Below are 23,127 nucleotides of genomic sequence, written 5' to 3' on the forward strand. Positions count from 1 at the left end.
GGACGCTTCGCATGGGTCTGCTGCCGCTGATCGCGGTGCTGGCGGCCTGCGGTCCGGTCCCCGTGGACCAGGCCGAGCGGAGCTGTCTGCGCGACGCCGAACTGGCCGAGCGCCCTCGCGGCAGCGTCGCGATGGGCATCGGCTCCGGCTCGGGGGGGACGCGCGGCTATGGCAGCGTCAACCTCGAGATCGGCAGCGATTATCTGCGCGGGCGCAACCCGTCCGACGTGTTCAGCAGCTGTGTCCAGCGCCGGTCCGGTCAGGCCCCGACCCGCGTCCTGGCCGATCAGCCCGGCTGGCGGGGCACCCGATGAGCCGCCCGCTGCTTTTGCATGTCGGCGTCCAGAAGACCGGGACGACCAGCCTGCAACGCTTTCTGCGCCGGTCGGAACGGGATCTGTCCGATCTGCTGGTGGTCCGCACGCCTGAGGAGGGCACGCCGATGCGGCCCCTGGGACGCGCGGCCATCGCCTTCAGCCTGACGCCGGATGACGCGCATCGCGACCGCCTGATCGCAGCGTTTGACGCCGTCCTGGACACGCTGCCCGACGACGGGCGTGGCGTGATCATCAGCCACGAGAACCTGGCCGGCGCCATGCCCGGCAATGGCGGCGAGACGCGGCTGTTTCCGGCGCTGCCGCAGATGCTGTCGCTGATCGTCGCGCGGGCCGAGGCGCGGGGTTACGCCCCCCATGTCGCGGTCTATACGCGGCGGATGACGGCCTGGCTGCCCTCGGTCTGGGCGCAGGCGGTCCGCACGGACGGCTATGCCGAGACGCTGGCGCAGTTTCGCGACAGGACCGCCGCGCTGCCGGGCTGGGGCGATCTGATGCGCCGCATGTCGGCGGAGCTGGGCGCGGGCCGGGTAAGCCGCCTGCGTCTGGAGGACGAATCCGATGCGGATCGGCCCGGACGCCAGCTGCTGGCGCTGGCCGGTGTGCCCGAGGCGCGTCTTGACGCATTGCCTTTGCTGGACAGCCGCGCGATGGAGCGTCTGAGCCCCGGCGCGACCGAATTTCTGCGCCGCCTGAACGGGCTGGCGCTGAACCCGCATGCCCGCGACCGGGTGGCCGATCTGGTGGCCCGCTCGCAACCCCTGTTCACGGCGCATTTGCCGTCCGAAGGCACTCTCTGAAAGGAGCTACCCCATGGTCCAGTTCACCCTGCCCAAGAACAGCCAGATCCGGGTCGGCAAGACCTGGCCCAAGCCCGAGGGCGCAACCAACGTCAAGAAGTTCAAGATCTATCGGTGGGACCCCGAGACCGGAGAGAACCCGCGTCTGGACACCTATTTCGTCGATCTGGACAAATGCGGCCCGATGATGCTGGACGCGCTGATCAAGATCAAATCCGAGATCGACCCGACCCTGTCCTTCCGCCGGTCCTGCCGCGAGGGGATCTGCGGGTCCTGCGCGATGGTGATCGACGGCGGCAACAAGCTGGCCTGCATCTTCGGCATCGACGAGGTCAAGGGCGACGTGTCGATCTATCCGCTGCCGCACATGCCGGTGGTCAAGGATCTGGTGCCGGACCTGACGCATTTCTATGCGCAGCACGCCTCGGTGAACCCCTATCTGCAGACCAAGTCGCCCACCCCCGGCAAGGAGTGGAAGCAGTCGATCGAGGATCGCAAGAAGCTGGACGGTCTGTATGAGTGCATCCTGTGCGCCTCTTGCTCGACCTCTTGCCCCAGCTATTGGTGGAACGGCGACCGCTATCTTGGGCCGGCCGCGCTGCTGCACGCCTATCGTTGGATCATCGACAGCCGCGATGAGGCCACGGGCGAGCGTCTGGACGAGCTGGAGGACCCCTTCAAGCTGTATCGCTGCCACACGATCATGAACTGCACCAACACCTGCCCCAAGGGGTTGAACCCCGCCAAGGCCATCGCGTCGATCAAGCACATGATGGTGGAACGCGCGGTCTGATTGCGTCCCGCGACGGTGGGCGGGGGGCCAGCCCCCCGCACCCCCCGCCGAGGGGACGTATCGTCCCCTCGGGCTCCCCTGGGGGCGGCGATCATGGAAAAGGGCCCGGGGAGTGATCTCCGGGCCCTTTTCCGTCGGTTCGGTTGGTCAGCCCTCGATGCGGGTGAAGTCGGCGATCTGGCGGCCGGCCTCGCGGATGCGCGACAGCAGGTTCAGGCGGTTGCGCCGGACGATCTGGTGGTCGGTGTTCACCTGGACCGCGTCGAAGAAGGCGTCGATGGGGGTGCGCAGGGCAGCGATGGCGGTCATGGCGGCCGGGAAGTCCTGTGCGACCATGGCGCGCTTGATCGCGGGTTCGGCGGTATCCAGCGCGGAGAAGAGGGCGCGTTCCTGGTCCGTCTCGGCGAACTTGACGTCGGCGCCGAAGCTGTATTCGACGCCGTCCTTCTCCTCGGCCTGGGCCAGGATGTTGCCGGCGCGCTTGAGGCCCTGGGTCAGGTTCCGCCCGTCCTCCGTCGTCAGCATCGCGTTCAGCGCCGTGGCGCGGTTCACCACCTGCACGAGGTCGTCATTCCCGTCCTGCGCCAGCACCGCGTCGATGATGTCGTGGCGGATGCCTTGGTCGCGCAGGTGGACCTTGAGGCGCTCGTGGAGGAAGGAGAGGAGGTCGGCAATGCTATCGTCAACCTTAGCAGTAGTAAGTCTTAGGGCCTCACCCAGACTGTCGAGCGATTCTATGTCATGACCCGAAATCTCTTGCCACGTGTCGAGTTGATCTCGCACAACCGTCCACACGTGATTGAGATTTTCGACGTTTTCCTTGGAAAGTTCTTTGGACAGGCGCGTCGCCGCCTCAGTGGCTGTTCGAAGCCTTGATGTGTTTCCATCTACTGCTGCTGATTTCTCCCGAAGCTCTTTTGACATCTCAGGAAGAGCAGCTTTCCGAGCAAACTCCACAAACAGCCCATGGCGCAACGGTATCCGACTACCGTGCGCCAGTATCAACCGGATTACCCCCAAGGCCGCCCGCCGCAAGGCAAACGGATCCTTCGATCCGGTCGGCTTCTCATCAATCGCCCAGAACCCCGTCAGCGTGTCGATCTTGTCGGCCAGCGCCACGGCGACCGAGACCGGCGCTGTGGGAACCTCGTCCGAGGGGCCGAGGGGTTTGTAATGGTCGCGGGCGGCGTCGGCGACGGCGTCAGGCTCTCCGGCCTCCAGCGCATAGTAGCGGCCCATCGTGCCCTGCAGCTCGGGGAACTCTCCGACCATGGCGGAGCGCAGGTCCAGCTTGGCCAGGCGGGCGGCGCGTTCGGCTTGTGTGGGATCGGCACCGACCAGGGGCGCGATTTCTCGGGCCAGGGCGGCAATGCGTTCCACCCGGTCGGCCTGGGAGCCGAGCTTGTTGTGGAAGGTGACCGCAGACAGCCCTTCGGCCCAGGCCGTCATGCCCGATTTCGCCTCGCGCAGGTCGTTCTGCCAGAAGAAGGCGGCGTCCGACAGGCGGGCGGCCAGGACGCGCTGGTTGCCCGACAGGATCGTCGCGCCCTCATCGGGCGTCTCGATATTCGCGACGGTCACGAAACCCTCGATCCGCCCGGTGGACGGGTTGCGGGCCGAGAAGAACTTCTGATGCTCTTTCATCGAGGTCTGCAGGACCTCGGGGGGCAGGGCCAGGAAACGCTCCTCGATCACGCCCATCAGGGGGACGGGCCATTCCACAAGGCCCGCGACCTCGGCCAGCAGGGCGTCGTCGGGGACGATCTGCCAGCCGCGGGCAAAGGCCAGGTTGTCGGCCTGCGCGCGGATCTCGGACGCGCGTTCCTCGGCGTCCAGCATCACGCGGGCGCGGCGCAGTTTGGCGGCATAGTCGTCGAAGCCGCTGACGGTGAAGGCGTCGGGCGCCATGAAGCGGTGGCCGCGGGTGGTGTTGCCCGCCACGATCCCGTCGACGGTCAGCGGCACGACCGAGGCGCCGGCCTCATCCGACAGGATGCACAGGATGGAATGCAGCGGGCGCACCCACCGCAGGCTGCCCGACCCCCACCGCATGGATTTGGGCCAGGGGAAGGTGCGGATGGTCGTCTCCAGCACCTCGGCCACGATGTCGGCGGCGGGGCGGCCGGGCTGGGTGATCGTGGCGAACCAGACCTGGCCCTTCTTGTCGTCGCGCGCCTCCAGCTGATCGCGGGTCAGGCCCGCCCCACGCAGAAACCCCTCCAGCGCCTTTTCGGGGGCGTCGGTGCGCGGGCCCTTGCGTTCCTCTCGCGTGGTGGGGCTGTGGGCGGTCAGGCCCTCGATGGTCAGGGCCAGGCGGCGGGGCGTGCTGAACGCACCCGCGCTGGCATAGGTCAGGCCGGCCGCGACCAGGCCGTCGGTGACCAGGCGTTTCAGGTCCTCACGCGCACGGGTTTGCATGCGGGCGGGAATTTCCTCGGAAAACAGTTCGATCAGCAGGTCGGGCATCAGTCCATCACTCCGCGTTCCGGGGTCTTGTCGAGATATTGGTGCCAGCCATAGACGCGGCCGTCGGGATAGATCGCCAGCACGCGATCCACGTCGGGACGGATGTCCTCGACCGAGAGGACGGCGCGGGCGGCGCCGCTTTCCAGATCGGCGCCAATCCGTCGGGCATCGAAACAGTCGAACCAGCGCGGGCCGATCAGGGGCGTCGCGTCGGGAAAGGGGATGGCGTCGGCGGGCAGGTCGGTGACCGTCGCGCAGGCGCGCCAGCGCAGCGGGCTGCTGTCTGCGTCGATCGCCTCGACATCCGCGATTGTCAGCGGCTGCGGGCCAGCAGGTGTGGCGACCTCCAGCGTGACGGTGGCCGGGTCGATGCTGTCATAGTATCCGTATTCCTGCGCATACCACATGCCCCCGCCCGCCGCGACCGTGGCAACCAGCAGTCCGACCGCGGCGATCTTGCCGCCGTTCATGCCGCGCCCGCCGCGTCGGTGGTCAGGAACAGGTCGGCGCAGCCCTTGGCCAGCGCGCGGACGCGGCCGATATAGGCCTGGCGTTCGGTCACGCTGATCACGCCACGCGCGTCGAGCAGGTTGAAGATGTGGCTGGCCTTGATCGCTTGGTCATAGGCCGGGTGCGCCATCGGGATGGTGCGGCCCGCGCTGTCGGTCGGATCGGCGGCCAGGATGCGGGCACATTCGGCCTCGGCATCCTTGAAGTGCTGGAACAGCGTGTCCGTATCGGCATGGTCAAAGTTCCAGCGCGAATATTCCTGTTCGGTCTGGCGGAAGATGTCGCCATAGCGCAGCGGGATGGGCGCGTCGGGCGCATTGAAGGGCATGTCCATGACATGTTCGACGCCCAGGACATACATCGCCAGACGCTCCAGGCCATAGGTCAGCTCTCCGCTGACGGGTTTGCAGTCATGGCCGCCGACCTGCTGGAAATAGGTGAACTGGCTGACCTCCATCCCGTCGCACCAGACCTCCCAGCCCAGGCCCCATGCGCCGAGGGTGGGGGATTCCCAGTCATCCTCGACAAAGCGGACATCATGGACCATCGGGTCCAGCCCGATCGCGCGCAGGCTGCCCAGATACAGCTCCTGCAGGTCGGGCGGGGACGGTTTGATGATGACCTGAAACTGATAGTAATGCTGCAGGCGGTTCGGGTTCTCGCCGTAACGCCCGTCGGTGGGGCGGCGCGAGGGCTGGACATAGGCCGCGGCCCAGGACCGCCCGCCCAGGGCGCGCAGCGTGGTGGCCGGGTGGAACGTGCCCGCGCCGACCTCCATGTCATAGGGTTGCAGCACCGCGCAGCCCTGTTCGGCCCAGTAATTCTGCAGGCGCAGGATAATCTCCTGAAAGCTGCGGGGTCGGTTGGGGCTGGTCATCGGGCCATCCTTTTGGGTAGATCGGGCGCAAGGTTCCGCGTCTTCTAGGCGCGCGGCGGAACAGGGTCAATAAAGGCCCGGCGGCGGGTGGGCGCCCGCGACAGGATGGCAGGATCAGGATGACGGCAAAGATGACCCGGATGCGGCACGCGGCGGTGGTGGTTCTGGCCCTGATGCCCGGCGTGGCGGGGGCCGAGGGTGCGGTGATCCGGCTGGAGGCGAAACGCTCTCCTGAGGCGGCTGCACAGGCGGCGCAGGCCTGGGCGGACCGGTTCGACGGGGTGGTGACGCTGCCGCTGCCGGGGGGCTGGACGGGCATCGCCATCGGCCCGCTGCCTGCGGACCGCGCCGGGCCGCTGCTGGAACAGCTGAAACAGGCGGGCAAGGTGCCGCAGGACGCGTTCGTCAGCACCCCGGCCGAGGGGACCGCCCTGACCCCCGCAGGCGCGCTGGCCGTGCCCGCCGCGTTGCCCGATGAGACACCGCCGTCGCCCGACCGCTATCTGCGCCTGGAATCCGCCCCGACCGAGGTCGAGGGCCGCGCCGCGCTGGAGCGGCTGCGCGCGACCTTCCCCGAGGCCGGGCTGTGGGCGCTGTCCGATGGCTGGTTCGCGGTGACGCTTGGGCCCGTGCCCGAGAAGGCGGGGCGGGCCTGGCTGCCGGTGCTGACCAAGGCCGGGCTGATCCCCGAGGATGCCGTTCTGGCCCGTGCGGCCGATCTGGGCCAAGCGGTGGAGGAGGGGGCCGCGCCCGATCTGGCCGCCCCCGGTGCGCCCGAGCCGCTGCCGCCGCTGGACCGGGTGCAGCGCGCCCTGCGGTGGGCGGGGCATTACGCGGGCGTCATCGACGGCAAGGACGGCCCCATGACCCGCGCAGCCATCGCGGCCGAGATCGCGACCGCCCGCGCCTCGACCGATCCGGGCACCGCGCTGCGCCTGCTGGAGGGGCGACGCGCGGCCTGGGCCGATGCGCAGGGGCTGGCGCCGCTGGTCGATCAGGCCACCGGGCTGACCGTCACCGCGCCGATGCGGGCGCTGACCTTTGACCGGGCGGAACGCGCGCTGTCGATCTATGGCCCGCGGGACGGGTCGGGGGCGGCGCTGATCCTGTTCAGCCAGCCGGGCGGCCAGCAGGAGCTGCTGGACCTGGCGGGGCTGGTCACCGCGCTTGGCTGGGTGCCCCAACCCGAACGCACCGTCCGGCAGGGGCATGTCACCCTGCAGGGCCGGAACGACGCTCATCTGGGCGCCGCCGAAGGCTGGGTCCGCGAGGGTCGGGCCGAGGGCTACGTGCTGATCTGGCCCGCGGGCGACGAGGCCACCCATACCCGCCTGCTGGCGGAGATCAGCGACAGCCTGACCCGCCACGGCCCCGGCACGAACGAAGGGGCCGCACCCTCGACCCTGCCCTAGCCGCGCCAGAATCGCGGCAGCAGCAGCACCAGCACCGAGACCAGCTCCAGCCGACCCAGGAACATGCCAAGCGTCATCAGCCACTTGGCCGAGGTCGGGAAATCGGCGACCGATCCGTTGGCGCTGATGCCTGGGCCCCAGACCGGGCCGATATTGGCGATCGCCGTCCAGGCGGCGGTCAGCGCGGTGCGCGGGTGCAGCCCGGTCAGGGACAGGCCCACGATCAGCAGGCCGAAGGTCAGAAAGAACAGCGTAAAGAACGCCATGACCGAATCGACCACGTCCTGATCCAGCGGCTGGCCGCCATAGCGCAGCGGATAGATGCGGCGCGGCGATTGCATGCGGCGGATCTGCGCGCGGACGGCCTCGAACAGGACCAGGTATCGGAACACCTTGACCGAACAGCCCGTCGACCCGGTGCAGCCGCCGATCAGCCCCACAAGGACCAGCACGACCAGCGGCAGGTGCCCCCATTGCGTCACGTCGGTCGAGGCAAAGCCCGTCCCCGAAAAGGTCGAGATGACGTTGAACACGGTCTCTCTCAGCATTTCCTCGGGGTGGGCGGTCTGGCCCAGCCACAGCACCCGGTACAGGATCACCACCCCGCAGGCATAGGCCGTCCAGCGCAGATAGGCGCGCACCTGCACGTCGCGCCACAGCGGCGCCGCCTGGCCGCGCATCAGCTGGACCATGCGGATGAACGGGATCGAGGCCAGCAGCATGAACACGCAGGCCGCCCATTCCGGCGCGCCCAGAAACTGTCCGAAGCTGGCGTCATAGCTGGAGAACCCGCCCGTCGAAATGGTGCTGAGCGCATGGACGATCGCGTCATAGCCGCTGAGCCCCAGCAGCAGATAGGTGATGATGCAGGCGCCGGTCAGGATCAGATACAGCTGCGTCATCTCTCCGGCGATCTGGCCCGCGCGGGGCAGCACCTTGCCCATCGTATCGAACCCTTCGGAGCGAAAGAACTGCATGCCGCCGACCTTCATCACCGGCAGGAACACCATCGCCACGACCACGATCCCCAGCCCGCCCGACCATTGCAGGATCGACCGCCACAGGTGGATGCCACGCGGCATCCCGTCCAGCACGGGGAACACGGTCGTGCCGGTGGTGGTGAAACCCGACATCGATTCGAACATCGCATCGGTAAAGCTGGCATCCGGCGCGCCCAGCACAAAGGGCAGCGCCCCGAAGGTCGGCAGCACCAGCCAGATCCCCGAGGTCAGCAGGAACGCCTGGTGCAGCGTCAGGTGGTCATAACGCCCCGCCGTGGTGACCGCGATCATCACGCCCGCGACCATGGTCATCACCGCCGATTGCAGGAACACCACCCAATGCGGATCGCCGTTCCAGGCATCGACCGCCATCGGGAACAGCATGAACGCGCCGATCGCGGTCAGGATCTTTCCGATCGGATGGGCGACGGGGCGGAGGTCTATCATCGCCTCTGGTTGCCGCGCGGTCACGGTCGCGTCAAGGGTCGTGAGGGGGCGCCCCGCAGCGCGCAGGGCGTCTGTGGCGCGGCGGCCCCTTGAATGGCGGCCTTGGGCAGGTTACGTTTTGTTCAACTTGTCATCGGAGGGCGTGTGTCATGACGCCCAAGCGTCCTGCGGGTGCGGACGTGGTCCCGAGAAATACGGTCGAACCGTCGGGCACCCGACACCCCGAGGAGGGGGCGCTTTATGCTGCGCTCGACCTTGGGACCAATTCTTGCCGGATGCTGATTGCCCGACCGACGGGCAGTCAGTTTCAGGTCGTCGACAGCTTCTCCAAGCCGGTTCAGCTTGGTCAGGGGCTGGAAGCTTCGGGACGCCTGTCCCGCAGCTCGATGGCGCGTACCGTTCACGCGCTTCAAGTCTGCAAGCGCAAGCTGGACCAGCACAAGGTGCGCAACATGCGCCTTGTGGCGACCGAGGCGTGCCGGCGCGCACGCAACAGCCGCGATTTCCTGCGCACCATCCGCCGCGAGACCGGCCTGCCCATCGAGATCATCGGGTCCGAGGAGGAGGCGCGGCTGGCGGTGATCAGCTGCGCGCCGCTGGTCAGCCACAAGACCGAGACGCTGATGGTCGTCGATATCGGCGGCGGCTCGACCGAGCTGGTCTGGATCGACCTGGAGGACGTGGAGCCCAAGGAGCGGCCTCGCGCCATCATGCGCCTGTCCGACGGCTTCGGGAACCCGCAGCCGGGTGGCGCGCGCGTCGTCGACTGGATCAGCGTGCCGTTGGGGGTTGCGACCCTGCGCGACCAGTTCGCGGATGTCGAGGACGATCAGGGCCGGTTCGCGCTGATGTCGTGGTTCTTCGAGGAGGCGCTGGCGAATTTCACCCCCTATGCCGACGGATCGCCCGATGAGGGGTTCCAGATCATCGGCACGTCGGGCACCGTCACCACGGTCGCGGCCAGCTTTCTGGGCCTGCGCCGCTATGACCGGACCAAGGTGGACGGGCTGGAGATGACCAGCGACCAGATTGACCGCGTCATCCACAGCTATCTGCAGCTGGGCCCCGAGGGGCGGCGCACCGACCCGCGGATCGGCCGCGAACGCCATGCGCTGATCATGTCGGGCGCGGCGATCCTGCAGACGCTGATGCGGGTCTGGCCCACGAACAAGCTGTCGGTCGCGGATCGCGGCCTGCGCGAGGGGTTGCTTTATGCCCAGATGGTGCGCGATGGGGTGCTGGCGCCGGAAGGTTTGAACGGAGTGGCATGAGATGACGAAGACACCGACCAGCCGGGACGGCAAGACCAGCGGGCGCGGTGCGCGCGATCTGCGCGTGCGCGTGAAATCCGCCAAGGGACGCAAGCTGTCCTCGACCCTGTGGCTGGAACGGCAGCTGAACGACCCCTATGTGGTCCGCGCGAAGCGCGAAGGCTATCGCGGGCGGGCGGCCTACAAGATCATCGAGCTGGACGACAAGTACCGCTTTCTGGTGCCCGGCGCGCGGGTCGTCGATCTGGGCTGCGCGCCCGGCGGCTGGTGCCAAGTGGCGGTGGCCCGCGTGAACGCCCTGGGCGAGAAATCGGGCAAGAAGGTCGGGCGCGTGCTGGGCCTTGACCTGCAGGAGGTCGATCCGATCGCGGGGGCCGAGATCCACGTGCTGGATTTCCTGTCCGACGGCGCGGATGATCTGGTCAAGGGCTGGCTGGGCGGGCCTGCGGATGTGGTGATGTCGGACATGGCCGCATCGGCGTCCGGGCACAAGAACACCGACCACAACCGCATCGTGGCGCTGGTCGAGGCGGCGGCCCAGCTGGCCTTTGACGTGCTGGAGCCGGGCGGGACCTTTGTCGCCAAGGTCCTGGCAGGCGGCGCCGAGACCGAGATGCAGGCGATGCTGAAGCGCAACTTTACCAAGGTCGCCAACGTCAAGCCGCCCGCCAGCCGCAGCGACAGTTCCGAGAAGTTCGTCGTCGCCATGGGGTTCCGCGGCCGCGAGGCGCTGACGGGACCCGAGGCGGGCTGAACGACCGCTTAGTCCGGCGTGCGGGTCATCTGCTGGCGATAGGTTTCGGGCGTGCGCCCGGTGGCCGCCACGAAGATCCGCGTGAAATGGCCGTGGCTGGCATAGCCCAGATCCTGGGCGATGCGCGGCGTGGGCCGGTCGGTATGGCGCAGCAGTTCGGCGGCGCGTTCCAGGCGCTGTTCGTGCACCAGATCAATCGCGCGGCGGCCGCGCGCCTGAAGGCAGGCGCGGTCCAGCTGGGTCAGCGTGGTGCCCAGGTCCTGCGCCAGATCGGCCAGGGTGCGGTCGGACCCGATCTCGCTGGCGGACAGGGCCAGGAACCGGTCGACCAGTGGCCGGTCGGCGAGCGCCGCGCCCGCGGAGGTGCGGCGGTCGCGCTCCGGGTCCAGCCGCGACAGGCGCAGCGACAGCACGTTCAGATAACAGTCCAGCGCCTTGCGGTCGGGGCTGCGCGCGGCCTCCTCGACCAGGGCCTGCAGGGTGGCGGCCAGGACCGCCGCGCCCTGACCGATGCAACCCGCCGTCACGCTGCGGGGCAGGGGGGGATCGACCTCGGCCACCAGTTCGGGAGAGATCAGCAGCACATGCCCCTCGGCCCCGGCGCGGGGGCGGGCGGCAAAGGCCGTCCCTGAGGGGATGAACCGCACGTCGCCCGGCTCCAGGATGGTGCCGCTGCGCGGGAAATCCAGCCGCATCCGCCCGCCGGTGACCCAGATCAGCGTGTGGTCGGGGCGGGTGCGGGGCTGGACGGGCGGGGTCGCGCTGCCCCAGGTGAAGGCGCCGATGGGCAGCAGGCGCAGGCTGGCGCGGCGCGGTGCGGTGCGGCGCGAGGCCGGCGTCACGCGCACGGTCAGCGCGTCAGGCACGACGATGCGCCCATAGGACAGCGCCGCAGGGGTGGTGCGCGGCAGCGTCGCGCCCGTGTCGCAGATGGACGCGGCGGTCACATCCACGTCGCCGCCCTGTCCGCGCACCGCCCGGCCAAGCGGGCCGAGGCGCGTCGGAGAGAACGGAAACCCCCCCTTCCAGCCAGAGCGTTCCCAGAGAGACATGTTCCCCGCCTGTCCTGAGCCGGCCGCATCGACCGGCAGCTTATGGGCGGATTATTGCCCATCCCGGTTGAAACTCAATGAATCATCTGCGGGTTTCGCACAATCATGACGCGATCGGCCCGGCGTTGCCCGCCTGCCACAGATGCCAGTCGCGCATCCGGCCCCGAAACCAGATCCGCTGCGATTTCGCATATTGTCGGGACGCGATAATGGCCCGTTCGGTGGCCTCCTGCAGGGTCAGCGCGCCGTGCAGATGCGCCATCAGTTCCGGCGCGCCGATGGCCCGCGCCCATTGCGCGGTGGGCGCCCAATGCGGCTGCATGGCGCGCGCCTCGTCCAGGGCGCCCTGCTCCAGCATGGCGTGGAATCGCCGGGCGATACGGTCCGCCAGCCAGTCGCGGTCGCTGGTGATTACGATGCGCTGGCAGGTGTCGGGCGGCATCAGGGGCGGCGGGGTGTCGGCCTGCCAGGCGGCGATGCCGCGCCCGGTGGCGGCCAGAACCTCCCACGCGCGCTGGACGCGGGCGGGGTTGCGCAGGTCGATCTGCGCGGCGCTCTGCGGGTCCAGTTCCGCGATCAGACCGGCCAGGCCGCCGGGTTCGGACAGCCGCGCATCGGCCTGGGCCCGCAGGGCGGGCGGCGTCGCGGGGATCTGCGCCAGCCCCCGCGTCAGCGCGGTCAGGTAAAGGCCCGTGCCCCCCACCACGATCAGCCGCCCCCGCAGCCCGGCCACCTGACGCAGCCAGTCGCCCACCGAATAGGCAGCCCCCGGCGCGACATGACCGTACAGCGCGTGGGGCGCCAGCGCCTCATCAGTCGCGGAGGGGCGCGCGGTCAGCACCCGCCAGCAGGACCAGACCTGCAGCGCATCGGCATTCACGACCGTGCCGCCTTGGGCCTGCGCCACCGCCAATGCCAGCGCCGATTTGCCGCTGGCCGTCGGTCCCGCGATCACCAGGTGGCGCGAGGCGTCGATCTGTGTCAGGTCAGGGTCACGCATGGGCCATCCGGCAGTTGATCCGGCGGCCCTTTTGCGACATTTAACGGCGCGATGAAAGCGACCGGCGACAGGAGCCCCCCAATGACCACCGAGACCCCCAGGCAATATGGCCGCGTGATGCTGAAGATCTCGGGCGAGGCGCTGATGGGCGACCAGGGCTATGGCCTGCACCCGCCCACCGTCGCCCGCATCGCAAGCGAAGTCGAGGCCGTGCAGGCCATGGGCGTCGAGGTCTGCATGGTCATCGGCGGCGGCAACATCTTTCGCGGGCTGCAGGGCAGCGCGCAGGGCATGGAGCGCACCACCGCCGACTATATGGGCATGCTGGCCACCGTCATGAACGCGCTGGCGATGCAGTCGTCGCTGGAGGCGCGCGGCCTGCATTGCCGCGTGATCAGCGCGATCCGCATGGACGAGGTCTGCGAGCCCTATATCCGCCGCCGCGCCATCCGCCACCTGGAGAAGAAGCGCATCGTGATCTTTGCGGCCGGCACCGGAAATCCCTATTTCACCACCGACACCGCAGCCACGCTGCGCGCCTCGGAGATGAATTGCGAGGTGATCTTCAAGGGCACCAAGGTCGATGGCGTCTATGACAAGGACCCCAACAAGTTCCCCGACGCCAAGCGCTATGAGACCGTCAGCTATGACGAGGCGCTGCAGAAGCATCTGGGCGTGATGGACGCGTCGGCCATCGCGCTGGCGCGCGACAACAAGCTGCCGATCATCGTGTTCTCGCTGGATGCGCCTGGCGGGTTCCGCTCGATCCTGGAAGGCCGGGGGATCTCGACCCGTGTCCACAACTGACGCGACTTTGCGCGGGCGTGTGGATCGGCTGATCCACGGGCCCCGCGCGCAGATGGTGATCACCGGGGTGATCCTGTTCAACGCCATGATCCTGGGGCTGGAGACGTCGCCTGCGATCATGGCCAGCGCCGGGCCGCTGATCCTGGCGCTGGATGCTGCCTGCCTGTCGATCTTCGTGATCGAGATCGCGATGAAGCTCTATGCCCGCGGGCTGCGCTTTTTCCGCGACGGCTGGAACGTGTTCGATTTCGTGATCGTGGGCATCGCGCTGATGCCGGCCACGCAGGGGCTGTCGGTGCTGCGCGCGCTGCGCATCCTGCGGCTGCTGCGCATCGTGTCGGTCACCCCCCGCCTGCGCCGCGTGGTCGAGGGGTTCCTGTCCGCGCTGCCCGGCATGGCGTCGGTGTTCCTGCTGATGGGAATCATCTTCTACATCTTCGCCGTCATGGCGACCAAGCTGTTCGGGACGACCTTTCCCGAATGGTTCGGGGACATGGGCAATTCGGCCTATTCTCTGTTCCAGATCATGACGCTGGAAAGCTGGTCGATGGGCATCGTGCGCCCGGTGATGGATGTCTATCCGCAGGCCTGGCTGTTCTTTGTGCCCTTCATCCTGATGACGACATTCGCGGTGATGAACCTGGTCGTCGGTCTGATCGTGAATTCGATGCAGGAGGCCCATCAGGAGGAGGAGAACGCTGCGACCGAGGCCTATCGCGACGAGGTGCTGGCGCGCCTGACCGCGATCGAGGAACGGATGCGGCGCGACGGGGGTTCGGGCGATGCGCGCTGATGGGAGCAGTGACGGGGGCCCGCTGCCGGACCCTTGGGCAAAGGCTTTGCCAATCTGCGACATTGTGGTTACAAGCGAAAAAAATTCCAAAGCAGAGGCAGTCCGACATGGCTGAGGACATCGACATCGATATCGACGATCTGGAGCGGCGCATGAAGGGCGCCATCGACAGTCTGCGCGGCGAATTCGCCAGCCTGCGCACCGGGCGGGCCTCGGCCTCGATGATCGACCCGGTCCAGGTCGAGGCCTATGGCCAGATGACGCCGATCAACCAGCTGGGCACCGTCAACGTCCCCGAGCCGCGGATGGTCACGATCAACATCTGGGACAAGGGCATGGTCAACAAGGTCGAAAAGGCCCTGCGCGAAAGCGGCCTGGGCATCAACCCGCAGACCAACGGCACCATCATCATGCTGCCCATCCCCGAGCTGAACGAGGAGCGGCGCCGCGAGCTGACCAAGGTCGCCGCCCAATATGCCGAAAGCGCCCGCGTCTCGATGCGCAACGTGCGTCGCGACGGCATGGACCAGGTCAAGAAGGCCAAGGCCGCCGGCATGCCCGAGGACGACCAGAAGCTCTACGAGACCGAGATCCAGTCCCTGACCGACCGCATGATCGCGGTGGTCGACGAGGCGCTGACGGCCAAGCAGGCCGAAATCATGCAGGTCTGAGCGGATCATGGCCTGGCCCAGAGGCGCAGCGACCAAGGCGGTGGCAGAGGGGACGTCGCGTCCCCGCCATGTCGCCGTGATCATGGACGGCAACGGCCGATGGGCCACCGAACGCGGCTGGCCGCGTCTGGTCGGCCACCGGCGCGGCGCCGAACGCGTCAAGCAGATCGTCCGCGCCTGCCCCGATCTGGGGGTGGACTGGCTGACCATCTATGCCTTCTCGACCGAGAACTGGAAGCGGTCGACCGAGGAGGTCCTGGGTCTGATGAAGATCTTTCGCCGCTACATCCAGCGCGAGGCCGAGGAGATGTCGGGCGAGGGGGTGCGCATGCGCTTCATCGGCGAACGCTCGCGCCTGGACCGCAAGCTGCAGGAGCTGATGGCCTCGATCGAGGCGCGGACGGCGGGCAACACCCGGCTGAACCTGACGGTGGCGATCAACTATGGCGGCCGCGATGAGCTGGTGCGCGCCTCGACCCGGCTGGCCGAGCGCATCGTGCGGGGCGAGGTCACGTCCCCCTCCGAGGCCGATCTGGCCGATTGCATGGACACCGCCGGACATCCCGATCCCGATCTGGTGATCCGCACCTCGGGTGAGACGCGGACGTCGAATTTCCTGCCCTGGCAGGCGGCCTATTCGGAATATGAATTCACGCCGACGCTGTGGCCCGATTTCACGCCCGACCATCTGGCGACGATCCTGGACCGGTTCGGCCTGCGCGACCGGCGCTTTGGCGGCGCATGAGGGCGGCACCGATCACCGGGGGCGGCAAATGGGGTGACCTGTCGCGCCGCGTGGCCTCGACGCTGGTGCTGCTGGCCATCGGAGTGCTGCTGGCCGTGGCGCAGGGTCCCTGGCTGAGGCTGGGCATGGCGATCATCACCGCCATCACCTTCTGGGAGCTGGCGGCGATGACCGGCTGGAAGAACCCGGCCCGCCATGTCACCCTGTTCGGACGCTCTCGCCCCATCGCGCTGGCCGCGATCGCGGGCGTGGCGCAGGCGTTCGCGCTGACCGGGCTGCCCTGGGCCTGGCTGGCGCTGTCGCTGCCGCTGCTGCTGGGCCTGCCGGGGGCGGCGCGGCGCGACCGGGCGACCTATGCGATCTTCGGCGCGGCGATCCTGCTGGTCGCCTATGAGCTGGTGCTGTTCCGCGAAAGCTTTGGCCTGAACTTCGTGCTGTGGCTGATGGGGGTCATCATCATCTCGGACACGGCCGGCTATTTCTTCGGGCGCATTCTGGGCGGGCCGAAATTCTGGGCCGCACTCAGCCCCAAGAAGACCTGGTCGGGCACCATTGCGGGCTGGATCGGGGCGTGCCTGTTCGGCGCGATCCTCTGGGCCACGGACCGGGGGGATGCCACGCTGATCTGGGTGTCGCCGCTGGTCTGTTTCGCGGGCCAGATGGGCGACATCGCCGAAAGCTGGCTGAAGCGGCGGGCCGGGGTCAAGGACAGCTCGAACCTGATTCCGGGCCATGGCGGCTTCATGGATCGTTTTGACGCAGTGACGGGCGCGGTGCTGGCCACCATGCTGATCGGATTCGTGACCAGCCTGCCCGTGGTGAACTGACACATGCGACGCATTTCCATTTTCGGCGCGACCGGATCGGTCGGGGCCAATGGCGTCGATCTGATCCGCCGCGCCCCGGGCGACTATCACGTCGTGGCCCTGACCGGCGGGCGCAACATCGCCCGTCTGGCGCAGATGGCCAGCGACCTGCGCGCCGAGATCGCCGTGACCGCCCATGACGAGCTGCTGGACGATCTGCGCGCGGCGCTTGCGGGCAGCGACGTCCAGGCCGCCGCCGGAGAGGCCGCCCTGCTGGAGGCCGCGGCCCGTCCCGCCGACTGGATCCTGTCGGCCATCGTGGGCGCGGCGGGCCTGGCGCCGGGTCTGACCGCGCTGGCGCAGGGCGGGGTGCTGGCGCTGGCCAACAAGGAATCGCTGGTCTGCGCAGGCGCGCTGCTGCGCGACACGGGCGCGCGGTCAGGGGCCACGATCCTGCCGGTCGACAGCGAACATTCCGCGATTTTTCAGGCGCTTGGAACGGATACCCTCGACAGCGTCAGGGATGTCACCATCACCGCATCGGGCGGCGCCTTTCGCGACTGGCCGCTGGAGCGGCTGGCGGCGGCGACGGTGGCCGAGGCCTCGACCCATCCGAACTGGGCGATGGGCCAGCGCATCACCATCGACAGCGCGTCGATGTTCAACAAGGCGATGGAGGTGATCGAGGCCAAGGAGTTCTTTGGCCTGGACGCCGCCCGCATCAAGGTTCTGGTCCACCCGGAATCGATCATTCACGCCATGGTCACCCATCACGACGGCGGCACCATCGCGCATCTGGGCGCGCCCGATATGCGCCACGCCATCGGCTATGCGCTGCACTGGCCCGAACGCCGTCCGCTGCCGGTCGCGGCGCTGGATCTGGCGGCGCTTGGCAGCCTGACCTTTCGCGCCCCCGACGAGACCCGCTGGCCCGCCCTGCGCCTGGCGCGCGAGGTGATGGCCGCGGGCGGGGCAGCGGGCGCGGTCTTCAACGCGGCCAAGGAACAGGCGCTGGACGATTTCATCGCCGGCCGCATCCGCTTTACCGAGATGGCCCCGCGCGTCGAGGCCACGCTGGAGGCGCTCTCCGCCGAGCCGGGCTTTGCCCAGGACCCCCAAGACCTGCCCGCCGTCCTGCACTGGGATGGCCTGGCCCGAAGAAAGGCCGCCCGATGATGGATCTGATTGCCCAGACCGCAGGCACGCTGTGGACGCTGCTGGCCTTTGTCACCGCGCTGGCGGTGATCGTGACCGTGCATGAATACGGCCATTACATCGTGGGCCGCTGGTCGGGCATCCGGGCCGAGGTGTTCAGCGTCGGTTTTGGCCCGCGCCTGTTCGCGCGCCGCGACCGGCGCGGCACGGTCTGGCAGGTGGCGGCGGTGCCGCTTGGCGGATACGTCCGCTTTATGGGCGACGACAACGTGGCCAGCGCCGGGCCGGGCCGCGCCGTCGATCCGGCGCTGCGGCGCCAGACGCTGCAGGGCGCGCCGCTTTGGGCGCGGTTCGCCACGTTGCTGGCCGGGCCGGTGTTCAATTTCGTGCTGTCGATCCTGGTCTTTGCGGGCTTTGCCGTGGTCCAGGGCCTGCCGGTCGATGAGGTCCGCGTGGGCGCCATCAGCGAGGCCCCGCCCGCTATCACCAACGAATTGCAGCCCGGCGACCGCATCGTGGCGCTTGGCGGGCAGCCCGTCGCCACCTGGCGCGACATCGGCGCCCTGACCCCCGATCTGCCGGTCGCAGCCCAGCAGGACTGGCGCGTCGAACGCGACGGCCGGACCCTGACCGTGACCGGACCCGACCCGATGCCCGCGCGCATCGGCGGCGTGGCGCCGCGCAGCGCGGCGGCGGCGGCGGGCATGCGCGCGGGCGACGTGGTGCTGGCCATCGACGGAGAGCCCGTCACCCGCTTTACCCAGATGCGCGAGGCGGTCGAGGCCGCCCAGGGCGCGCCCCTGGCGCTGAGCCTGTGGCGCCCCGGCGTGGGTGACGTCGCCGTCACCCTCACGCCCAAGCTGTCCGACCTGCCCGCCCAGGGCGGCGGGTTCGAGCAGCGCTGGCTGATCGGCGTGACGGGGGGCGAAAGCTTCTTCACCCCCCAGACCCGCAGCGCCGGGCCGCTGGAGGCGCTGTCCCTGGGCGCGGGCCAGACCTGGGGCATCATCACCTCGTCCCTGACGGGGATGTGGGCGATGATCTCGGGGCAGATCGGCACCTGCAACCTGGGCGGCGCGATCAGCATCGCCGAAAGCACGGGGCAGGCGGCCAGCGCGGGGGGCGCCAACTTCCTGTGGTGGATCGCGGTCCTGTCGGCGGCCATCGGGTTCCTGAACCTGCTGCCCATCCCGGTGCTGGATGGCGGACATCTGATGTTTTACACCTACGAGGCCCTGCGCGGGCGTCCGCCGTCGGACAAGGCGCTGAACCTTCTGACCGCGATCGGCATGGCCGCCGTGCTGTCCCTGATGATTTTCGGCCTGACCAACGATCTTTTCTGCCCCTGACGTGCATGCGCTTTTGACAGCCCGGCCCTGTTGGGGCTACAGACCATAGGCAAAACGACAGCCCGAACCGGGCGCGTGCAGGCGGACACAAGAGGGGCCATCATGGAACGGAAACTGGGCAAGGGCGCATTGGCGCTGGTGACGTCGCTGGCAATCGCCGTGCCCGCAGGGGTGATCCCGCAGCCTGCCGCCGCCGTGGTCTTCAGCAGCATCCAGGTTCAGGGCAACCAGCAGATCGAGACGGGGGCCGTGCTGTCCACGCTGGCCCTGCCTCAGGGTCAGGATGTCAGCCCCGGCCAGATCAACGACGCGCTGCAGCGCCTGCAGAATTCCGGCCTGTTCGAGACGGTCGAGTTGGTCCCGCAGGGCGGCACCCTGATCGTGCGGGTCGCCGAATACCCGATCGTCAACCAGATCACGTTCGAGGGCAACCGCCGCCTGAACGACGCCCGCCTGGCCGAGATTGTGCGCAGCCAGTCGCGCCGCGTCTATCAGCCCGCCCAGGCCATCCAGGACGCGCAGGCGATCGCCCAGACCTATGCCGCCGAAGGCCGCCTGGCCGCTCGCGTCGATCCGCGCATCATCCGCCGCAGCGGCAACCGCGTCGATCTGGTCTTCGAGATCCGCGAAGGCAACGTCACCGAGATCGAGCGCATCAGCTTTGTCGGCAACCGCGCGTTTTCGGACCGGCGTCTGCGCAACGTGCTGGAGACCAAGCAGGCGGGCCTCTTGCGCACCTTCATCCGCCGCGACACCTTCGCCCCCGAGCGCATTCCGCTGGATGAGCAGCTGCTGACCGATTTCTATCGCTCTCAGGGCTATGCCGATTTCCGGGTGCAGGGCGTGGCCCCCGAGATCGCGCGCGAACGCGACGCGTTCTTCATCACCTTCAACATCCAGGAGGGGCCGCGTTACCGGTTCGGGCGGGTCGATACCGTCTCCGAGATCCCCGGACTGGACGCCAGCGCCTTTGCCGAACAGAGCCGCGTGCGGCGCGGATCGGTCTATAACCCTTCGGTCATCGACACGTCGATCCGGCGGATGGAGACCATCGCGATCCAGCAGGGCCTGAACTTCGTCAATATCGAACCGCGCGTCACCCGCAATCCGCAGACCCAGACCCTGGACCTGACATTCGCCCTGACCCGTGGAGAACGCATCTTTGTCGAGCGCATCGACATCGAGGGCAACACCACGACGCTGGACCAGGTGATCCGCCGCCAGTTCACCACCGTCGAGGGCGACCCCTTCAACCCGCGCGAGATCCGCAACTCCGCGGAACGCGTGCGCGCCCTGGGCTATTTCGCGGATGCGCAGGTCCAGACCCGCGAGGGCAGCAGCCCCGATCAGGTGATCGTCGGCGTCAATGTCGAGGAGCAGCCCACCGGGTCGCTGTCCCTGGGCGCCAGCTATGGCGTGAATTCGGGCGTTGGCTTCAACCTGGGCCTGACCGAGCAGAACTTTCTGGGGCGCGGCCAGACGGTCGGGTTGCAGCTGTCCACCGCATCGGACGACCGCGCGGCGGCGATCAACTTCGTCGAGCCGTTCTTCCTGGGCCGCGACCTGCGATTCGGGTTCTCGGCGAACTATGTCGAGACCGAGGGCCTGAACTCAGACTTTGACACCCGCCAGATCCGCATCCAGCCGTCGCTGGAATTCCCCATCTCGGACAATGGGCGGCTGGAGCTGCGCTATCGCCTGTCCGAGGACAAGCTGAGCAACGTTACCGAGGACAGCTCTCAGATCCTGATCGACGAGGAGGGGACGCGCCTGACCTCGTCGCTCGGGTACACCTACAACTGGGATTCGCGCCGCACCGGGCTGGACCCGCTGACCGCCTATCGGTTTCGCTTTTCCCAGGATTTCGCGGGTGCGGGGGGCGATACCAAGACCATCACCACCACCGCCCTGGCCGGCGTCGAAAGCACCGCCTGGCGCGACAGCGTGACCCTGCGGGCCGAGGTCGAGGCGGGCGCGATCTATTCCTATGGCGACTATTCGACCTGGATCCTGGACCGCTTCCGCACCGGCAACCGCATCCGCGGGTTCGAGCCGAACGGCCTGGGCCCCCGCGATCTGGCGGCTGACAATGAGGACGGCCTGGGCGGCAACTACTATTGGGCGGCCCGCGCCGAGGCGCAGTTCCCCATCGGCCTGCCCGAGGAATACGGCATCCAGGGCGGGTTGTTCGCCGATGTCGGATCGCTGTGGGGTCTGGACCAGACCGTCGGCACGGGCGGCGTTGCGGTCGATGACGACATGTATGTCCGCGCCGCCGTGGGCGCGTCGATCTTCTGGACCACGCCGATCGGGCCGCTGCGGTTCAACTTTTCGCAGGCGCTGCGCAAGGAAGACTATGACCGAGAGCAGAATTTCGACCTGACGATCCAGACGAACTTCTGATGCGGGTCTGGGGGCTGATGGCGGGGCTGGCGTTTCTGGCGCTGCCCGCGCTGGCGCAGGAGCCGCTGGCCGACGAGGCGGTCCCACAGGTCCCGCCCATCGCCGCGCCCCCGGTCCTGCCCAATGCCACGCTGCCCGGCCCCGGAGAGATGGCCGACAGCGCGCCCATCCTGACGCTGGATCAGGACGTTCTGTACCTGACCTCGGCCTGGGGCCTTCGCGCGCAGGACCGGCTGGAGGCCGAAGGCGCGCTGATCGCCGAGGAAAACGACCGCCTGACCCAGCTTCTGTCCGCCGAGGAAGCCCAGCTGACCGAACAGCGCGCCACGCTGCCTGCCGACCGCTTTCGTCAGCTGGCCGAGAGCTTTGATCTGCGCGCCACCCGCATCCGCCGCGAACGCGCCGAGGCGGTGCAGAACCTGAATGCCTGGGCCGAGGCCGACCGCGCCGCGTTCTTTCGCGCGGCCCTGCCGGTGATGGGCCAGATCATGCAGGACCGGGGCGCCGTCGCGGTGCTGGACCGGCGCACGATCTTTGTGTCGCTGGACGCCATCGACGTGACCGAACAACTGGTCGCCGCCCTGAACGACCGCATCGGCGATGGAGAGGGCGTGATCCCGCTGCCCGCCCCGCCCGTGTCGGAACCCGAACCGGCACGCTGAGCGGTCAGGGCAGGCGCGCGATCCGCTCCAGCAGCAGGGCGAACAGCGCGTCGCGGTCGACGTCCTTCAGAAACAGCGCGTTGGGCGCGCGCCCGCTGACACGCCACCAGTCGGCCACGGTCATGCCGGTGGTCCAGCGGCCCTTGGTCTCGATCTCGACGTTGATGTCGCGGCCCTGGAACAGGTCGGGCTGCAGCAGCCAGGCGATGGTGCAGGGGTCGTGCAGCGGCGCGCCCAGGCTGCCGTATTTCGCCGTGTCGAAGCGTTCGAAGAAATCGGTCCAGCCCGCCACGGCAGGGCCGCAGCGGCCGGGCAGGGCGCGCATCGCCTCGACCCAGGCACGGTCGGTCAGCGCCTTGTGCGTCACATCCAGCGGCATCACCACCAGCGGCACGCCCGCGGCAAAGACCTCGGCCGCGGCCTCGGGATCGACATAGATGTTGAATTCCGCCGCCGGGGTGATGTTGCCCACCTCGAAATAGGCGCCGCCCATCAGCACGATCTGTTGCACGCGCCCGATGATGTCGGGGGCGCGGCGGAAGGCTTCGGCGATGTTGGTCAGCGGGCCGATGGGGACCAGCGTGACCGTGCCAGCGGCCTCGGCGCGCAGGGTGTCGATGATGAAATCGACGCCGTGGACCGGCTGCAGCGGCAGGGAGGGCTCGGGCAGGGCGATGCCGTCCAGCCCGGTCTTGCCATGCACATGTTCCGCCGTGACCAGATCGCGCGACAGCGGGCGGTCGCAGCCGGCAAAGACTGGCACGTCGCATCCCGACAGCTCGACCACCTTGCGGGCGTTCACCTGCGTCAGGGCCAGCGGCACGTTGCCCGCGACGGCCACGATGCCCAGCACCTCCAGCTCGGGAGAGGCCAGCGCCAGCAGAATCGCCACGGCATCATCCTGGCCGGGGTCGGTGTCGATGATGATCTTTTGCGGCATTCCGGCTGTCCCCTCTGGTGGCCTCCAAGCGCGGATTTGTGCGCCAGCATGAAAAAAGGCGCAAGCCCCGCCTGCGCC

22 protein-coding genes are annotated in these 23,127 nt (G+C 68.5%); 15 read left to right on the forward strand and 7 right to left on the reverse strand.

Translation table 11 applies throughout. The annotated features are described in order from the left end of the window. Positions 1–11: 11 nt before the first annotated feature. From FA740_RS11615 to FA740_RS11625, 3 genes are read left to right on the forward strand one after another with little or no spacing between them, the layout of a single operon-like run. On the forward strand, positions 12–314 hold the full coding sequence (locus tag FA740_RS11615) for a hypothetical protein (protein ID WP_246053599.1): 303 nt from the start codon (positions 12–14) through the stop codon (positions 312–314). Continuing rightward, positions 311–1,135: a hypothetical protein gene (locus FA740_RS11620; RefSeq protein WP_136856941.1), complete on the forward strand. Its 825-nt coding sequence runs from the start codon at positions 311–313 to the stop codon at positions 1,133–1,135. Before FA740_RS11615 ends, FA740_RS11620 begins: the two co-directional genes overlap by 4 nt. Before the next feature lie 13 nt (positions 1,136–1,148). Continuing rightward, positions 1,149–1,928, forward strand: a complete 780-nt coding sequence (locus FA740_RS11625; protein WP_136856942.1) for a succinate dehydrogenase iron-sulfur subunit — start codon at positions 1,149–1,151, stop codon at positions 1,926–1,928. 147 nt (positions 1,929–2,075) lie between these two features. Here the strand turns inward: FA740_RS11625 and glyS are convergent, their stop codons facing one another. The 3 genes from glyS to FA740_RS11640 are packed head-to-tail and all read right to left on the reverse strand — an operon-like array spanning position 2,076 to position 5,781. Continuing rightward, positions 2,076–4,394, reverse strand: coding sequence for a glycine--tRNA ligase subunit beta (gene glyS / locus FA740_RS11630; RefSeq protein ID WP_136856943.1), 2,319 nt, complete (start codon positions 4,392–4,394; stop codon positions 2,076–2,078). Further along, complete coding sequence (locus tag FA740_RS11635) at positions 4,394–4,864, reverse strand: DUF6446 family protein (RefSeq protein WP_136856944.1); 471 nt, start codon at positions 4,862–4,864, stop codon at positions 4,394–4,396. The genes glyS and FA740_RS11635 overlap by 1 nt, the downstream gene beginning before the upstream one ends. Further along, on the reverse strand, positions 4,861–5,781 hold the full coding sequence (locus FA740_RS11640) for a glycine--tRNA ligase subunit alpha (protein WP_136856945.1): 921 nt from the start codon (positions 5,779–5,781) through the stop codon (positions 4,861–4,863). The genes FA740_RS11635 and FA740_RS11640 overlap by 4 nt, the downstream gene beginning before the upstream one ends. A gap of 119 nt (positions 5,782–5,900) precedes the next feature. Between FA740_RS11640 and FA740_RS11645 the strand changes: the two genes are divergently transcribed. After that, entirely contained in the window at positions 5,901–7,193 is a 1,293-nt protein-coding gene (locus tag FA740_RS11645) for a peptidoglycan-binding protein (RefSeq protein WP_246053601.1), read from the forward strand. On the opposite strand, the gene FA740_RS11650 is transcribed toward FA740_RS11645, so the two are convergent. Next, a complete protein-coding gene (locus FA740_RS11650; protein ID WP_136856946.1) occupies positions 7,190–8,641 on the reverse strand; it encodes a TrkH family potassium uptake protein in 1,452 nt (483 codons plus the stop codon). The genes FA740_RS11645 and FA740_RS11650 overlap by 4 nt on opposite strands. A gap of 149 nt (positions 8,642–8,790) precedes the next feature. On the opposite strand from FA740_RS11650, the gene FA740_RS11655 reads away from it, so the two are divergent. Together FA740_RS11655 and FA740_RS11660 are read left to right on the forward strand one after the other, a co-directional pair. Continuing rightward, positions 8,791–9,912 (forward strand): Ppx/GppA phosphatase family protein, encoded by a 1,122-nt coding sequence (locus FA740_RS11655; protein WP_136856947.1) that lies wholly within the window; start codon positions 8,791–8,793, stop codon positions 9,910–9,912. A 1-nt stretch (position 9,913) separates the two neighbouring features. Continuing rightward, on the forward strand, positions 9,914–10,666 hold the full coding sequence (locus tag FA740_RS11660; RefSeq protein WP_136856948.1) for an RlmE family RNA methyltransferase: 753 nt from the start codon (positions 9,914–9,916) through the stop codon (positions 10,664–10,666). A gap of 8 nt (positions 10,667–10,674) precedes the next feature. Here FA740_RS11660 and FA740_RS11665 read toward each other — a convergent pair whose 3' ends face one another. Together FA740_RS11665 and miaA are read right to left on the reverse strand one after the other, a co-directional pair. Further along, positions 10,675–11,718 (reverse strand): helix-turn-helix domain-containing protein, encoded by a 1,044-nt coding sequence (locus tag FA740_RS11665; RefSeq protein WP_136856949.1) that lies wholly within the window; start codon positions 11,716–11,718, stop codon positions 10,675–10,677. Between the two features lie 103 nt (positions 11,719–11,821). Next, a complete protein-coding gene (miaA, locus tag FA740_RS11670; protein WP_136856950.1) occupies positions 11,822–12,718 on the reverse strand; it encodes a tRNA (adenosine(37)-N6)-dimethylallyltransferase MiaA in 897 nt (298 codons plus the stop codon). Positions 12,719–12,799: 81 nt separating this feature from the next. Here miaA and pyrH point away from each other — a divergent pair, with 81 nt between their 5' ends. The 9 genes from pyrH (at position 12,800) to FA740_RS11715 (ending at position 22,109) form a co-directional block, all read left to right on the forward strand. After that, positions 12,800–13,525: a UMP kinase gene (gene pyrH / locus FA740_RS11675; protein WP_136856951.1), complete on the forward strand. Its 726-nt coding sequence runs from the start codon at positions 12,800–12,802 to the stop codon at positions 13,523–13,525. A 52-nt stretch (positions 13,526–13,577) separates the two neighbouring features. Continuing rightward, complete coding sequence (locus FA740_RS11680) at positions 13,578–14,318, forward strand: ion transporter (RefSeq protein ID WP_136857010.1); 741 nt, start codon at positions 13,578–13,580, stop codon at positions 14,316–14,318. 107 nt (positions 14,319–14,425) lie between these two features. Next, entirely contained in the window at positions 14,426–14,989 is a 564-nt protein-coding gene (gene frr, locus FA740_RS11685; RefSeq protein WP_136856952.1) for a ribosome recycling factor, read from the forward strand. Positions 14,990–14,996: 7 nt separating this feature from the next. Continuing rightward, entirely contained in the window at positions 14,997–15,734 is a 738-nt protein-coding gene (gene uppS, locus FA740_RS11690; RefSeq protein ID WP_136856953.1) for a polyprenyl diphosphate synthase, read from the forward strand. Further along, the gene (locus FA740_RS11695; RefSeq protein ID WP_246053603.1) at positions 15,731–16,561 is read left to right on the forward strand and encodes a phosphatidate cytidylyltransferase; all 831 of its coding nucleotides are present in this window, start codon (positions 15,731–15,733) and stop codon (positions 16,559–16,561) included. Before uppS ends, FA740_RS11695 begins: the two co-directional genes overlap by 4 nt. 3 nt (positions 16,562–16,564) lie before the next feature. Next, a complete protein-coding gene (gene dxr, locus FA740_RS11700; protein WP_136856954.1) occupies positions 16,565–17,716 on the forward strand; it encodes a 1-deoxy-D-xylulose-5-phosphate reductoisomerase in 1,152 nt (383 codons plus the stop codon). Further along, on the forward strand, positions 17,713–19,044 hold the full coding sequence (rseP, locus tag FA740_RS11705; protein ID WP_136856955.1) for an RIP metalloprotease RseP: 1,332 nt from the start codon (positions 17,713–17,715) through the stop codon (positions 19,042–19,044). Before dxr ends, rseP begins: the two co-directional genes overlap by 4 nt. A gap of 102 nt (positions 19,045–19,146) precedes the next feature. Further along, complete coding sequence (gene bamA, locus FA740_RS11710; protein ID WP_136856956.1) at positions 19,147–21,447, forward strand: outer membrane protein assembly factor BamA; 2,301 nt, start codon at positions 19,147–19,149, stop codon at positions 21,445–21,447. Continuing rightward, the gene (locus FA740_RS11715; protein WP_136856957.1) at positions 21,447–22,109 is read left to right on the forward strand and encodes an OmpH/Skp family outer membrane protein; all 663 of its coding nucleotides are present in this window, start codon (positions 21,447–21,449) and stop codon (positions 22,107–22,109) included. The genes bamA and FA740_RS11715 overlap by 1 nt, the downstream gene beginning before the upstream one ends. 4 nt (positions 22,110–22,113) lie before the next feature. Here the strand turns inward: FA740_RS11715 and FA740_RS11720 are convergent, their stop codons facing one another. Then, positions 22,114–23,049, reverse strand: a complete 936-nt coding sequence (locus FA740_RS11720) for a nucleoside hydrolase (RefSeq protein WP_136856958.1) — start codon at positions 23,047–23,049, stop codon at positions 22,114–22,116. Positions 23,050–23,127 lie beyond the last annotated feature (78 nt).

Origin of the sequence: Paracoccus hibiscisoli, from assembly GCF_005048265.1 — a bacterium.
Lineage (GTDB): Bacteria > Pseudomonadota > Alphaproteobacteria > Rhodobacterales > Rhodobacteraceae > Paracoccus > Paracoccus hibiscisoli.